11 protein-coding genes are annotated in these 14,018 nt (G+C 73.6%); 6 read left to right on the forward strand and 5 right to left on the reverse strand.

What is annotated here, in order from left to right; translation table 11 throughout:
- Nucleotides 1–66 precede the first annotated feature (66 nt).
- The 3 genes from ACIOC0_RS04945 (at nucleotide 67) to ACIOC0_RS04955 (ending at nucleotide 2,178) form a co-directional block, all read left to right on the forward strand.
- Complete coding sequence (locus ACIOC0_RS04945; RefSeq protein ID WP_402152505.1) at nucleotides 67–978, forward strand: universal stress protein; 912 nt, start codon at nucleotides 67–69, stop codon at nucleotides 976–978.
- A 29-nt stretch (nucleotides 979–1,007) separates the two neighbouring features.
- Nucleotides 1,008–1,601 carry a CGNR zinc finger domain-containing protein gene (locus tag ACIOC0_RS04950; RefSeq protein ID WP_402152507.1) on the forward strand — a complete coding sequence of 198 codons (594 nt, stop codon included), beginning with the start codon at nucleotides 1,008–1,010 and terminating at the stop codon, nucleotides 1,599–1,601.
- Nucleotides 1,602–1,680: 79 nt separating this feature from the next.
- A complete protein-coding gene (locus tag ACIOC0_RS04955; RefSeq protein WP_351089562.1) occupies nucleotides 1,681–2,178 on the forward strand; it encodes a hypothetical protein in 498 nt (165 codons plus the stop codon).
- Nucleotides 2,179–2,225: 47 nt separating this feature from the next.
- Here the strand turns inward: ACIOC0_RS04955 and ACIOC0_RS04960 are convergent, their stop codons facing one another.
- Both ACIOC0_RS04960 and ACIOC0_RS04965 read right to left on the reverse strand, forming a co-directional pair.
- The gene (locus ACIOC0_RS04960; protein ID WP_402152509.1) at nucleotides 2,226–4,199 is read right to left on the reverse strand and encodes an N-acetylmuramoyl-L-alanine amidase; all 1,974 of its coding nucleotides are present in this window, start codon (nucleotides 4,197–4,199) and stop codon (nucleotides 2,226–2,228) included.
- Nucleotides 4,200–4,449: 250 nt separating this feature from the next.
- Nucleotides 4,450–5,586 carry an aminoglycoside phosphotransferase family protein gene (locus tag ACIOC0_RS04965; protein ID WP_402152511.1) on the reverse strand — a complete coding sequence of 379 codons (1,137 nt, stop codon included), beginning with the start codon at nucleotides 5,584–5,586 and terminating at the stop codon, nucleotides 4,450–4,452.
- A gap of 232 nt (nucleotides 5,587–5,818) precedes the next feature.
- On the opposite strand from ACIOC0_RS04965, the gene ACIOC0_RS04970 reads away from it, so the two are divergent.
- Nucleotides 5,819–7,321 (forward strand): hypothetical protein, encoded by a 1,503-nt coding sequence (locus tag ACIOC0_RS04970; RefSeq protein ID WP_402152513.1) that lies wholly within the window; start codon nucleotides 5,819–5,821, stop codon nucleotides 7,319–7,321.
- Between the two features lie 33 nt (nucleotides 7,322–7,354).
- Here the strand turns inward: ACIOC0_RS04970 and ACIOC0_RS04975 are convergent, their stop codons facing one another.
- Nucleotides 7,355–8,785 (reverse strand): PP2C family protein-serine/threonine phosphatase, encoded by a 1,431-nt coding sequence (locus ACIOC0_RS04975; RefSeq protein ID WP_402152515.1) that lies wholly within the window; start codon nucleotides 8,783–8,785, stop codon nucleotides 7,355–7,357.
- Between the two features lie 435 nt (nucleotides 8,786–9,220).
- On the opposite strand from ACIOC0_RS04975, the gene ACIOC0_RS04980 reads away from it, so the two are divergent.
- A complete protein-coding gene (locus ACIOC0_RS04980) occupies nucleotides 9,221–9,643 on the forward strand; it encodes an SsgA family sporulation/cell division regulator (RefSeq protein WP_402152517.1) in 423 nt (140 codons plus the stop codon).
- A 29-nt stretch (nucleotides 9,644–9,672) separates the two neighbouring features.
- On the opposite strand, the gene ACIOC0_RS04985 is transcribed toward ACIOC0_RS04980, so the two are convergent.
- A complete protein-coding gene (locus tag ACIOC0_RS04985; RefSeq protein ID WP_402152519.1) occupies nucleotides 9,673–10,692 on the reverse strand; it encodes a Gfo/Idh/MocA family protein in 1,020 nt (339 codons plus the stop codon).
- A gap of 111 nt (nucleotides 10,693–10,803) precedes the next feature.
- A complete protein-coding gene (locus ACIOC0_RS04990; protein WP_402152521.1) occupies nucleotides 10,804–11,898 on the reverse strand; it encodes a chemotaxis protein in 1,095 nt (364 codons plus the stop codon).
- 358 nt (nucleotides 11,899–12,256) lie between these two features.
- Here ACIOC0_RS04990 and ACIOC0_RS04995 point away from each other — a divergent pair, with 358 nt between their 5' ends.
- Nucleotides 12,257–13,966 (forward strand): fatty acyl-AMP ligase, encoded by a 1,710-nt coding sequence (locus ACIOC0_RS04995; RefSeq protein WP_402152523.1) that lies wholly within the window; start codon nucleotides 12,257–12,259, stop codon nucleotides 13,964–13,966.
- Nucleotides 13,967–14,018 lie beyond the last annotated feature (52 nt).

Consider the following 14,018-nt stretch of genomic DNA (forward strand, 5'->3'; position numbering starts at 1 on the left):
GCCCGCGCCGCACGCTGAGCCAGGCTGGCCCAGCAGGACGAAGGTCGTATCCCGGAGGTGAGGGCCATGAGCACCCTGCCGGTCGTCGCGGCGGTCGACGGCTCCGACGACAGCTGGCGCGCCCTGGACTGGGCCGCCGAGGCCGCACGCCGGCGCGGGGCACCGCTGCGCGTGGCGCACGTGCGCCAGTACGCCGTCTGGACCCCGCCCGGCGGCCCGGTCGTCATGCCCCCGCCGCCGGACGGCGACCCGGTGCTCGCCGACGCCCGCGCCCGCCTGGAGGGCCGGCCCGGCCCGACGGGAACCGAGTACGTCGGCCTGGACGGGGCGCCGGGCGCGCTCCTGCCCGGACTGGGCGCCGAGGCGGAACTGCTGGTGCTCGGCTCCCGGGGGCGGGGCGGCTTCGCGCGCCTGCTGCTCGGCTCCAACGGCATGAGCGCCGCCCGTGACGCCGAGTGCCCGGTGGTGATCGTCCCCCGGCCGGACCGCGATGTCGAAGGGCCGGAACAGGAGCCCGGGCCCCGCGTGGTCGTCGGCCTCCACGTGGACAGCCCCGACGACGCCGCGCTCGACTTCGCCTTCACCGAGGCCGCCCTGCGCGAGGCCCGCCTCCAGGTGGTCGCCGCCTACCCGTGGCCCGTCCAGACCTGGGCCGCCCCCGGCGAACTCCAGGCGCCGCCCGTGGACCAGGACGTCGTCGAACGTGAGACCCGCACCCTCGCCGAGGGCTTCCTCGCCGCCCACCGCGACCGCCACCCCGGGGTCCGGGTGGAGCCGTGGCCGGTCCCCGGCGACGCGGCCGCCCACCTCGTCGCCGCCTCCAAGGACGCCGCCCTGGTCGTCGTGGGCCGACACCGCCGGCGCCTCCTGGCCCCGGCCCGCATGCTCGGCTCGGTCACCCACGCGGTCCTGCTGCACGCGGCGAGCCCGGTCGCGGTCGTGCCGCCCGTCCCCGCGGAGGAACGAAACACGCCCTAATGGCACACCCGGGGCCTATCATTAGGCGCATGCCGCCCGCCGACACCCGCCTCGCCCTGGACCTCGCGCTCACCGTCCGGCACGACGGCCACGGCGGGATCGCCGACGACCTCGCCGACCCCGAAGGCCTCGCCGCCTGGATCCGCGGCCACGCCGACGACCTGCCGGACACCGCAGGGCACCTCCCCGACGCCGGCGACCTCGCCGCCGTCCGTGACGTGCGCGCCGCCGTCCGCGCCCTCTTCGCCCACGCCGTGCGCCCCGGCGAGCCGAGCCCCGCGGACGCCGCCCGGCTGCTGCCCGTGCCCGAGGCCCTCGACCGCCTCAACACGGCCGCCGCCCGCACTCCCACCGTGCCCGTCCTGCGCTGGACGCCGGACGCCGGCCCGGTGAGCGACCGCCGCCCGGCACCCGGCGCCGGCGACCTCGCCGCCGCCCTCGCCCAGGCCGCCATCGCCTTCCTGACCGGCCCCGACCGGCACCGCCTGCGCGCCTGCCACGCCCCCCGCTGCGTGCGCTACTTCCTCAAGGACCACCCCCGCCAGGAGTGGTGCAAACCGTCCTGCGGCAACAGGGCGAGAGTCGCCCGCCACCACGAACGCCACAAGCAGCCGGCGACCTGACGGCCGACGCCCGCTTCCAACCGGATCGCGCGCCGCTCCTACCGCGCCACCGCCGGACGGCACCCCGTACCATTGCGGCATGTCGTTCCTCCGCCGCCGCAGCGCCACTCCCGCCGGGCCCGACTTCGACGTCCTGGCCATGGATCCGGGCGACTGGCCCGGCAACCTGGGCGCCGGCCTGCTGCCCGCCCCCGACGGCACCTGCCAGGGCGTCTTCCTGCGCTACGACCTCTTCGGCGGCCGTGGCCCCGCGATGATCATCGGCAACCTCCCCGAGGGCTCCCCGGCCCGGGACGTCGAGGAGGGCGAGGTGCCCTTCGAGGTGGCCCAGCTGCTGCTCGCCCTGGAGAACGACGAGGAGGTGACCGTCGTGGGCACCGAGGACATGCCGGTGATGCAGGGCGACAACCTCCTGATCGTGCGCCGCCTCAAGCTCTCCGAGAGCCGCATCTCCTGCGTGCAGTTCGACCGCAGCGACAACGTCCTCGTCACCATCGCCGCCTGGGACCGCCCCATCACGGACGACCTGTACGCGCTGCTCAAGCCGCTCCCGGCGGAGCTCTTCCAGCAGGGCTGAGCACCCGCCCCGCTGTCCATCACGGGCCGGGCGCTCACGCCGGACGGCTACGAGGCGGACGCCGTCACGTCCGCCGCGCGGACGAACGCCACCCGGTGCCCGAACTGGATCTCGTAGTACTCGTCCTTGCCGACCACCACCTTGTGCGTGTCGGTGGCGAAGCCGACCGCGTAGTAGTACTCGCCCGGCACCTTGTCACCGACCACGTACTGCTGGCCCTTCGGCAGCCGGTACGGCAGCGGCGACACCGCCTGGACCGGCACCCCCGCCGGATAGGCCGACGCCTCCGGGTAGGCCCGCCCGTAGACCGGCACACTGTCCAGCCCCGCCTTCGGCGTCACCACCACGCCCTTCGCGGGCACCGCCGTCGGCTGCGCCGGCGGGTTGCGGAACCAGGCCTTCTGCCCCAGGTACCAGATCGCCGTCCAGTCGCCCCACCGTTCGGCGACCGCGTACTGCTGACCGGTGGAGACCCGCGAGGAGATGTCGTTCACCCCGGTGCCCGGCACGGTGCCCAGGCCCGCGTCCTGGATCAGCGGGGACTTCTCGTCGTGGTCGGAGTGCAGCCGCACCTCGCTGGAGCCGTGCGCCGCGCACGGCTCGCCCTTGGTGACGCAGCCCGTGAAGACCGGCCGGTTGGCCGCGTAGTCCGGACGGATCGTCACCAGGGCGCTGTTCCGGCGGGCCGTGGCCTTCACCGGACGGCCCAGCAGCTCGAAGTAGTGCGCCCAGTCCCAGTACGGCCCCGGGTCGGTGTGCATCCCCGGCACCGCCGCCGACGTCGGACCGGGCACGTTGGAATGGCCCAGGATGTGCTGCCGGTCCAGCGGAATGCCGTACTTCCCCGCCAGGTACGTCACCAGACGGGCCGACGCGCGGTACATCGCCTCCGTGTACCAGGAGTCCGGGTTGGCGAGGAACCCCTCGTGCTCCAGGCCGATCGACTTGGCGTTGACGTACCAGTTGCCCGCGTGCCACGCCACGTCCTTCGCCTTCACATGCTGGGCGATATGGCCGTCGGTGGAGCGCAGCGAGTACTGCCAGGACACGTACGTCGGGTCCTGGACCAGGTTGATGACTCCTTCCCAGCCGCCCTCGGTGTCATGGACGACGATGTACTTGATCGACTGGGAGTTCGGGCGGTCGCCCAGGTCGTGGTTGCCGTAGTCGTCGTCGCCGAACTGCTGGTACGGCGCCGGGATCCACTCGCAGGACACGCCCGCCGGACACTCGGTGCCCTCCGTGGCGGCCGCCCGCAGACCGGTCTGCCTCAGCTGCCCCTTCTTGGGCGCCATACGCGGCTGCGGCGACAGGGCGACCCGCTGCCCGGCGTCGGTGGTGCGCTCCTCGCCGGTGCGGAGCACGTCGAACACGTCGTCGGCGTACGCGGCGGCCGTCGCGCTGTCCTCGGCGCCGGAGAAGCCGGCCACCGCGCCGTACCAGTCCGCCGGGTCGGCGCTCAGCGGCGCTCCCAGGTCGCGCTGGGCGAAGGCGAGGAGGGCGGCGCCGCCGGTGATGTTGGCCGCCGGGTCGGAGCGCAGCCGCTCCAGGCTCATGCCGGTGAGCTCGGCGGCCTTGACGAGCGTGCGCAGCCGGGCCGGGAGGTCGACGGCGTCGACGTGGGCCGGGCGCGGTCGCAGCGCCGGGCGGGCGTCGTCGCCGCGTGAGTCCTCCCTGCCCTCGCTGTGGTGCGGGGCCTCGGCGAGGGCGGTGCGGGCGTCGGTGAGGTGCATCGGCCCGTAGCCTCCGGTGACGCTGGGCGCGCCGCTGTGCGCGTCCCAGCGGGACTGGAGGTAGGAGACGGCGAGCAGCACGCTCTGCGGCACCCGGTACTTCTCGGCCGCGGCGGCGAACGCCTGCTGCAGCGTGTCCGGGGAGGCCGTGGCGGGGGAGGCCCGGTCGGGGGCCGGACCGGCGCCCAGCAGGGGCATCAGCAGGGCCGCCGAGGCGACGGCGCCGGCGGCTCTTCGGGCGCGTCGGTGTCCGGCGGGGGTGTGGGGGGCGGGGACGGATCCTCGCAATGCGGCCTCCTGGGACGGGCGAGCGGGGCGGGGCGTGCGGGGCCGAACGTGCGTCAGTCGTACCGGCTTGCCGACGGTCCGTCAATCATGCCCAAAGGAGGACGATTTCCCTTGTCAAGGGGGTTCGGGGCGTTTCGCGCCGACAGATGTGAAGGGGCCGGGAGGCAGCGGACGCGCACAGAGGCCCGCGGTGCGCCGCCGCTCTGGCGCACCGCGGGCCTTCTGGTCCGCCGGGATCGGTGAGGGATCCTCAGCGAGTGCCGACCGCCGCCCGGACGGCCCGCCGGGCCAGCTGGCAGTCGTCGTGCAGCCGTCGCAGCAGCAGCCGCTGCTCCTCCCCGGAGGGCACGGCGCCCGGGTGGGCCGCCCCCGGGGTGATCGGGGCCGCGTCGTGCAGGGAACGCTGCACGGCCGTCTCGTAGGTGCGGATCTCGCGGGTCAGCACCAGCATCAGGTTCACCAGGAACGCGTCCCGTGAGGCCGGGCCCGCGGACTGCGCGATCTGGCTGATCTGACGGCGCGCCACCGGCGCGTCGCCGAGGACCGCCCACAGCGTGGCCAGGTCGTAGCCCGGCAGGTACCAGCCCGCGTGCTCCCAGTCGACCAGCACTGGACCGGCCGGTGACAGGAGCATGTTCGACAGGAGGGCGTCGCCGTGGCAGAACTGGCCCATGCCCTGCCGGCCGGCGCTCGCCGCGATGCCGTGCAGGAGCTTCTGGAGGTCACCCAGATCCCGGTCGGTGAGCAGCCCCAGCTCGTGGTAGCGGGAGATCCGGGCCGCGTAATCCAGCGGCGCGTCGAACGTGCCTGCCGGGGGCCGCCAGGCGTTGAGGCGGCAGATCGCGCCGAGCGCCGCTCTGATGTCGGCCCTCGGCGGGGCCTCCACCGGATGCCGTTGGAGCGCCGCCACCCGGCCGGGCATCCGCTCGACGACCAGGGTGCAGTTGTCCGGATCCGCCGCGATCAGTCTCGGCGCCCGCACTGGGGGGCGGTGCCGGACGAACGTGCGGTATGCCACTATTTCGTGCCGGATCCGCTCGGACCACACCGGGGAGTGGTCCAGTAAACACTTGGCGACGGCCGTGCTCCGTCCCGTCGTGCCGACCAGGAGCACGGAGCGGCCGCTGCGGCGCAGCACCTGCACCGGCGCGAACTCCGGGCAGATCCGGTGCACCGACGCGATCGCCGTGCGCAGTTGGGCGCCCTGGGGGCCGGACAGGTCCAGTCGCCCGCTGAGCGGCTGCGTGCCGAGCACTCCGGGGCGCCGGCCGCGGCCCGCGCCGAGCACGGGGGGCGTGGGCCGGGCGGGATCGAGGTACGGGCCGCCGCCCGGACGGATGCGCGGCGACCGGGGCGGTGCGGACACGGAGGACGATGCTGTGTACATGGGCGAGACAGATCCCTTCGTGTGCCGGACGTGACGGCGCTGCCCCGACCGGCCCCTGCGGGTGCACCCTGGGGAATGTCCCTCGGCGACCGGGTCGGGGTGGCGCGTTCCTACCTGACACCCGTCGCCCAGTGGCACACCATCTGGCGCACCCTGGCGAAACCCTGGCGAATAGTCGCCCGGCAACTTTTGCGGGCTACTGTCAACTCAGCCGAGAACCTGGGGGCTTGACGTGAGCGGACAACCAAACACCCGCCTGGCGGACCTGTTCGGCCTGGCCGGCTGGTCCAAGGGGGAACTCGCGAGGCTGGTCAACCGGCAGGCGGCGGCCATGGGCCACCCCCAGCTGGCGACGGACACCTCCCGGGTGCGGCGGTGGATCGACATGGGAGAGATCCCGCGCGATCCGGTGCCGCGGGTGCTGGCGGCCCTGTTCACCGAGCGTCTCGGCCGTGTCGTGACCATTGAGGACCTCGGTCTGGTACGGCACGGGCGTGCGGGGAAACGGCGGGGCGGCGGGAGTGAGGAACATCCCGACGGCGTGCCGTGGGCGCCCGAACGGACCGCCGCGGTCCTCACCGAATTCACGGGAATGGACCTCATGCTCAACCGACGCGGCTTGGTGGGCGCGGGTGCCGTGCTCGCCGCGGGATCAGCACTCAGCAGCGCCATGTACGACTGGCTGCACACCGACCCCATCCTCTCCGCCGACGCTCCTGTCGTCGGCCGTTCCTTCGTCCGGGCCGAACCGGCCGGCTACGACCGCTACGAGGCCGCTCCCGTGGGGGCGGCCGAGGTCGACGAACTGGAATCCTCCGTGGAGGTGTTCCGGGCCTGGGACGCCGCCCGTGGCGGCGGACTCCAGCGCAAGGCCGTGGTGGGCCAGCTCAACGAGGTGGGCGGCATGCTCGCCTACCGCCACCCGCCCCATCTCCAGCGGCGCCTGTGGGGCGTCGCCGCCAACCTGGCCGTCCTCGCGGGCTGGATGTCGCACGACGTCGGCCTGGAGCCCACGGCGCAGAAGTACTTCGTCATCGCCGCCCACGCCGCGCGTGAGGGAGGCGACCGGCCCCGGGCCGGCGAGGCGCTGTCCCGGGCGGCCCGACAGATGGTCCACCTGGGCCGTCCCGATGACGCCCTGGACCTGATGAAGCTCGCCCAGTCCGGCTCCGGCGACCAGGTACTGCCGCGCACTCGGGCGATGTTCCACACCATCGAGGCCTGGGCGCAGGCGTCGATGGGCAAGAGCCAGGCCGTGCGCCGCACCCTCGGCCAGGCGGAGGACCTGTTCGTCTCCGACAAGAGCGATGTGCCGCCGCCCAGTTGGATGCAGTTGTTCAACGAGGCGGATCTGTACGGCATGCAGGCCCTGGCCTATCGCACGCTGGCGGAGTTCGAGCCGGGCGCCGCCGTCCACGCCCAGCACTACGCGGACAAGGCGCTGGCGCTGCGGGTCGACGCCCAGGAGCGGTCGAAGATCTTCGACTTCCTCTCAATGGCCTCGGCGTGCTTCATCGCCGACGACCCCGAACAGGCGGACCGGTTCGCGCGCCTCGCGCTGGTGTCGATGGGGCAGAACTCCTCACGCCGCACCTGGGACCGGCTGCGCCAGATGTACCGGCTCACGGCCGAGTACTCCGGTTCCCCGAGGATCGGCGAGCTGCGGGAGGAGATCCGCCAGGCACTGCCGAAGACCAAGGCGAAGGGGGGCAGCGGCGACAGCGCCTGGCTGTGAGCCGGCCGGTGAAGCGGCGGGGAAGACGGCCGCTCAGGGAGTGCCGGTGTGGTCGGGAGCGGTCACCCGGGCGACGAGCAGACAGGCGTCGTCCTCTGGTCCGCTCTCGCCGCACTCCTGGACGACCAGCCGCACGCAGTCCTGTGCGGTGTGCGTGCCGTGCAGCCGGGGGGCGAGGCAGAGGAGGCGGTCCTCCACGTCGGCCGGTGTGCCGCCCCCGGACATCAGTCCGTCGGTGTGCAGCAGGACCAGGTCGCCTTCTTGGAGTGTCTCCTCGGCCTGAGCGTAGGCGGCGCCCGGGGTGGCGCCGAGCGGGACGCCGTCCGCTCCGGCCAGCCGGCGCCCCTTCCCCGCGCGGAACAGCAGCGGGGCGGGGTGCCCGGCCCGCGCCCACAACAGGGTGCGGCGGTCGGGGAGATAGCGGCAGCACAGGGCGCTGCCCAGGGCCGGCTGGGCGTCGCCTTCGAGTAACTTGTCGAGCCAGGTGAGAAGTTGGGCGGGGTGGGTGCCCGCCATGGCCATGCCGCGCAGGGCGCCCAGCAGCATCGCCATGGTGGAGGCGACGGCCGGGTTCTGCCCGGTGAGACCGCCCACGCTCAACAGCGTCTCGTGGTGGGGGAGTTCGAGGGCGTCGTACCAGTCCCCACCGAGCGGTGAACCCGCGCGGGCGGGGAGGCGGAGGGCGGAGAGGTCGAGACCGCGGGGGCCGGAGTGAGGCAGGCGCAGCGCGCCCTGTGCGGGCGGCAGTTCGGCTTGCCGGAGTTCGGTCGCCCATCGGCGCTCGGCGCGGGCCGCCTGACGGTGCAGGCGCAGTGAGTCGCGGCTCTCGCTCACCTCTCGCCTGCCGCGCCGCAGGACGCTGACGTCGCGGAGCACGGCCCACATCGCGCAGGTGCCGCCGTCGGCGTCGACCACGGGCTCGCCCATCATGTGCAGGGCGCGGGTCTCGCCGTCCGGCCGGACGATCCGGAATTCCCCGTCGATGGGGCGGCCGTCGACGAGGCAGGCGGTGACCATCGCCGTCAGGGCGCGGCGGTCCTCCTCCAGGACCAGTGAGGGGAGTTCGTCGAGGGTGAGCGGAGGCGCGGCCGGGTCACGGCCGAGGAGGCGGTACAGCTCCGCCGACCAGAGGGCGTCGTCGGTGAGCAGGTTCCACTCGGCGCTGCCGACCGGGCCGATCAGGGGGTCACGCCGGCCGGCGGGCGCGGGCGTGGCTCCGCCGGTGGGGGAGGGGCCGTCCCGTAGCTGGGCCAAGTGTGCGTGCAGGTCTCCGAGTTGCCGTAACGCGAGGTCGTAGAGCGCGCGCTGCCATCGGCCCTGCGGGTCGGACCCGGCGCCCTGCGCGTCCCGTCGTACGGCGTCCACCTCGCCCGTGAGCCGTCGCGTCTGCGTGATCAGAGCGTCGACCCTGCCACGCCCTGGCGGCTGGGCGGCGGGGCGGTCCGCGGAGAGGGGGGACGGCATGACGCACTCCGATGGGGGACGGGACGGCCGGGGCGAGAGGGGCCGTTACGACTCTGGCACAGCCCGCCACGCGGTGTAAGGGATTTGGCAACACCCGATCCGGTGATGCGGCTGGCATATGCCAGGGTCTTCATGTCCAGGTCATGGGGTGCGAACGGTGTACTCGGGAGGCAGGTTAAGTCGTAGTCCGCGTACGTGACTTGGTGGATCTGGATAGGTGTGCGACGGGTGGTGCGCAGGTGTTCGACGACCATGTGTGCGCGGGTGCGCCGCAGGACGGCGGCCTGCCGGCGATCCCGGCCCTGCGGAGCACCCGTGCGTGACGCAGGTCACATCAATTCGCCGTCCATTCCGCGTAATGCGGAGGCCCGTTGCGAAGTCCTACAAGCACCACGCCGAAACGGCCGACCTCTCTCACCGCTGCGGAGACCGACCATGGACCTAGCTCACGTCACCGTCCGACAGTCCGCCCGAGCCCGGCTCTTCACGGAGGAGGAGCGGGAGGTGTCCGTCGCCGCGACCCTGCGCTACACCTCCGCCGACCCGCTCGCCGTGCACCTGGACTTCCCACCCGAGGCCGCGCTCCAGGGCGAGCCGGTCACCTGGACCTTCGGGCGCGCACTGCTGGAGGAGGGGCTGAACGGCCCGGCCGGCGGCGGTGACGTGCACATCTGGCCGTGCGGACCGGAGCGCACCGTTGTGGAGTTCCACTCGCCGATGGGGCTCGCCCTGCTCCAGTTCGACACCGCCGCCCTGCGCCGCTTCCTGCTCCGCAGCCACGCTGTCGTCGCCCCGGGCAGCGAGGACCTCACGAGTGCGGTCGACCGCGGGCTCGAAGCCCTGCTGGGCAAGTTCTGAGCCCGCACGCCGGCCTGTGCGGACCCGGCTCAGGCGTAGAGCGCCGGGCGCGGGGCGAGGCCGACCGTGACGCGCGCGCCCGTCTCCAGGGCGCGGACCCCGGCCTCGGCCACCGCGGAGGCCGCGTAGCCGTCCCAGGCCGTCGGGCCGGTGACCCGGCCCCGCCGGGTGGCGTCGACCCATGCCTGCACCTCGCGGTCGTAGGCCTCGGCGAACCGGACCAGGTAGTCCTGGGGCACCGGCGTGGCCGCCGAGCCGCCCGCCGTCACCAGCGGCCCCCGGTCGTCGCCGACGCGCACGCTGCCCGACTCGCACACGGCCTCGCAGCGCACCTGGTAACCGAAACCGCAGTTGACGAAGACCTCCACGTCGACCAGGACGCCGCCGTCGGTCTCGAAGAGCGCGAACTGCGGATCCCACAGCCCCTGCGCCGCGCCCGCCGACGGGCGGGGCCGCAGCACCGTGACGGCGGTCAGCTCCTGGCCCAGCAGCCAGCGGGCCGCGTCGATCTCGTGCGAGACCGAACTGTCGATCAGCATCGCGCTGGTGAACCCGGGAGGGGAGGAGACGTTGCGGTGCACGCAGTGCAGCATGAGCGGCCGGCCGAGCCCGCCGTCGTCCAGCACGGCCTTGAGCCGCCGGTACTCGGCGTCGTAGCGCCGCATGAACCCGACCTGCGCCAGCCGGCGACCCAGCCGTGCCTCCGCCTCCACCACCCGCAGCGCGCCCGCGGACTCCGGCACCATGGGCTTCTCGCACAGCACGGGCAGACCGCGGGCGAAGGCCGCGAGGAGCGCCTCTTCGTGCGCGGGTCCGGGCGAGGCGATCAGGACGGCCTCGACGCCGGGCGCGTCGAGCGCCGCCTCCGCCTCCGCCTCCGTGTGCACGACGCCCCCCTCGACGCCCGCGACGGCCTCCCGCGCACGGGCCTCATCGGGATCGGCCACGGCGGCGACCCTGGCACCGCTCACCACTCGGTCGAGGCGGCGTATATGGTCGGCTCCCATGTGTCCGGCGCCCAGTACGGCCACGCCCAGCAGCTCGCCCATGTACGTCCGTCCTCCCGGCCCACGGCGGTGATCACGCCGTAGGGTACGCGGCGGGCGGAGAACTACGCGGGCGGGCGGACAGCCGGGGGCGGCCCGGAGTGCTCGGGACCTTCAGTAGCGCAGCACCCCCGCGACGCGGTCCGCGTCGCCCAGCGTGCCGTCCGGGAGGAAGCGCACGTCGGCGCCCGTCTCCAGGCACTGCTCGACGATCTCGTCCACGATGTCCTCGCGGGCGTCCAGGTCGCCGCTCTCGGCCGGGATGAGATGGTCGCCGTCCTCGCGCACGGTGATCCGGTAGTTCTCCTCGACGGCCAGCAGCCGGATCCGGCCCTCGCGCGCGTTCCGCCACAGCTCGTCCACGCCGGCCGCGAAGGTCTTGTGACTCCGCGCCGAGTCCAGCTCGCGCTTCACCGCGGCGGCCTCCCGCCGGGCCTGCGCGTCGAGCACCGGACGCACGGCCTGCCACACGGCGTCGGGAGAGGCGTGGGCCAGCCCGCCGTGCGCGATGTGCACCGCGTCGCGGGCGGCCCCGCCGAACTCGTCCAGCAGGGACAGCGCGGCCGGCTCGCCGGTGACGTACACCGGCCGCGGGTTCTCGCGCAGCAGCCGGCCGAGGGCGGTGCCGGCGTCGCGCAGGAAGTGCCGGGTGGCCTCGTCGCGGAAGGCGCCGGGCACGTCGCCGACGCGTTCCCTGCGCTCGGCGGCGAAGTTCTGCGGGCGTCTGGCCAGCGGGAACCCGCCCCGGCGCTCCTCGACGACCCGGTCGACGCCGCCGTTCCACAGCGTGACGCGGTCGGCCGAGACCGACAGGACCCAGAACGGCCGCCCGGCGGCCTGAGCGGAGACGAGATTGCGGGTGAGGAAGGTGTCAGCCAGGACGACGCGCTCCGGCACGGGCCTGGCCAGCGACCACACCTGGTGCTCGCCCGGCGCCGCGAAGATCACCAGACCGTCCTCGGTGTGCGACAGGTCCACCTCCGCCAGCGCGCGGTCGAGCTGGCCGCCGACGTCGGCGCGGCGTTCCCGGGTGACCGACGGGTCGGCTTCCAGCTGCTTCTTCGCCTCGGACACGACATTGCGCAGCCGCACGCGGTCCTCGGCGTTCAGGGGCTCGCGGCGGTGCGTCGGGGTCAGCACGGACACCGCGGGATAGGGCCGGGGGCGGCGCAGTTCGGAGAGGGTCGCCTGGCTGAGTGCGTGCTCCATACCAGAACGATAGGTCCGATTCGCGCCCGGGGCATCGCGGCTGCCGGCGACGAGCGCGCGGAGTTCCGCGGGCGCCGGGAAGATGCGTCAAGGGTCCAGCTTTCCGCGCGGCTCCGGCTCATGGCCGTTCGTGCACATGTGCGGCAACTGTGTTTGGATACACAGGGTTTACACGCGTTCGACATACCGCACGTGACGGCTTGTTAAGGTGTTACTCGCCAGTAGCAAGCCTGGCGGGGGGAGGACAACGGTCCGGCGACGGGGGCGGATCGAGGTCACGCGTGTGAGCGGGGTGCGACGTCCGCATCCCGCACTCCGGCCTACTCGCCACACATTCAGACAGGTGAGATTCGTCAACATGGTTCGTTCCCTGGTCGATCTGCTGACCACGCACGCCACGCACCAGCCCGACCGGACCGCCTACCGCTACCTCCTCACCGGCGACCCGGACGGAGAGGTCCAGGAGATCTCCTACGCCCGCCTCGCCACCCGCTCCCTGGCCGTCGCCGCCTGGCTCCAGGACCGCGGACTCGCCGGCTCCCGCGCGATGCTGCTCTACCCGCCGGGCCTGGACTTCATCAGCGGATATCTCGGCTGCCTCGCCGCCGGGGTGGTCGCCGTACCGGGCGTGCCCCCGCTGGGCCGCTCCCGCAACCACCGGGCCCTCACCCGGACCAAGCGCCTGATCGCCGACGCCGACGCCAAGGTCATCCTCGGCGGCCGCGAGGTCGTCGACGCGCTCGCCGCGATGACCGGGGACCTCCCCGAACTCGACGGCATCACCCGTGCGGCCACCGAGGACATACCCGATGAGGCGGCCGCGTCCTGGCGCGCCCCCGACCTCACCGCCGACTCCGTCGCCTTCCTCCAGTACACCTCCGGCTCGACCTCCGCTCCCCGCGGTGTCGTGATCACCCACGGCAACCTGCTCGACAACGAGCGGGTCATCGCCGAACGCATGGGCCACACCCCGGACGTGATCGAGGAGTACGGTCACGAACTGTTCGTCAGCTGGCTGCCGGTCTACCACGACATGGGCCTCATCGGCCCGGTCCTCAACGCCGTGTACCTCGGCGTCACCGCCACCCTCTTCTCCCCGCTGCACTTCCTCCAGCGCCCCGACCGCTGGCTCAGGGCCGTCAGCCGCTACCGCCCGCACACCAGCGGCGCACCCAACTTCGCCTACGAACTGTGCCTTCGGCACGCCACCCCCGAACTCGTCGACGAACTCGACCTCCGTTCCTGGAAGGTGGCCTTCAACGGCGCCGAACCGGTCCGGGCGGCCACCGTGCGCAGGTTCGCCGAGACCTTCGCCCCGGCGGGTTTCCGCCGCGAGGCCTTCTACCCGTGCTACGGCCTGGCCGAGGCCACCGTCATGGTCACCGGCGGCACGGTCGCGGCGCGCCCCGTCCTGCTGGAGCCGGCCGACGGCGACACGGACGGCTCCGCCGTCGGCTGCGGCCGGCCCGGCCCGGGCCTCACCGTCGTCGTCGCCGACCCCGACGGACCGCGGGAACTGCCCGAGGGCGAGGTCGGCGAGATCTGGGTGCGGGGCGCCAGCGTCGCCAAGGGCTACTGGCGCAACGCCCTCGCCACCCGCGAGCACTTCCGCGCGACCCTCCCTGGCCACGAGGGCCGCTTCCTGCGCACCGGCGACCTCGGTTTCCTGCGCGACGGCGAACTCTTCGTCACCGGCCGCAGGAAGGACCTGATGGTCATCGACGGCCGCAACCACTACCCGCAGGACCTGGAACTCTCCGCCGAGATGTCCCACCCCGCCCTGCGGCCCGGCTGCACCGCCGCCTTCTCCGTGGACAGCGGCGTCGGCGGTGAACTCCCCGTGCTCGTCGCCGAGGTGGACCCCGACGCGGCCGGCGAGGCCGAGAAGATCGTCGACCAGGTCCGGGGCGCCATCGGGGAAGCCCACGGTCTGTCCGTGCACGACGTCGTCCTGGTCCACCCCGGCACGATCCCCAAGACCTCCAGCGGCAAGATTCAGCGCCGGGCCACCCGCACGGCCTACCTGGACGGCGCGCTCTCCGTGATCGGAGCACCCGCCGCCGGATGACGACGGCCGCCGCCGGACGGCTCGCCCCTGCCGGCGGCGCCCGACCGGCCTT

The sequence above is a fragment of the Streptomyces sp. NPDC088254 genome (genome assembly GCF_044740925.1).
Classification (GTDB): domain Bacteria; phylum Actinomycetota; class Actinomycetes; order Streptomycetales; family Streptomycetaceae; genus Streptomyces.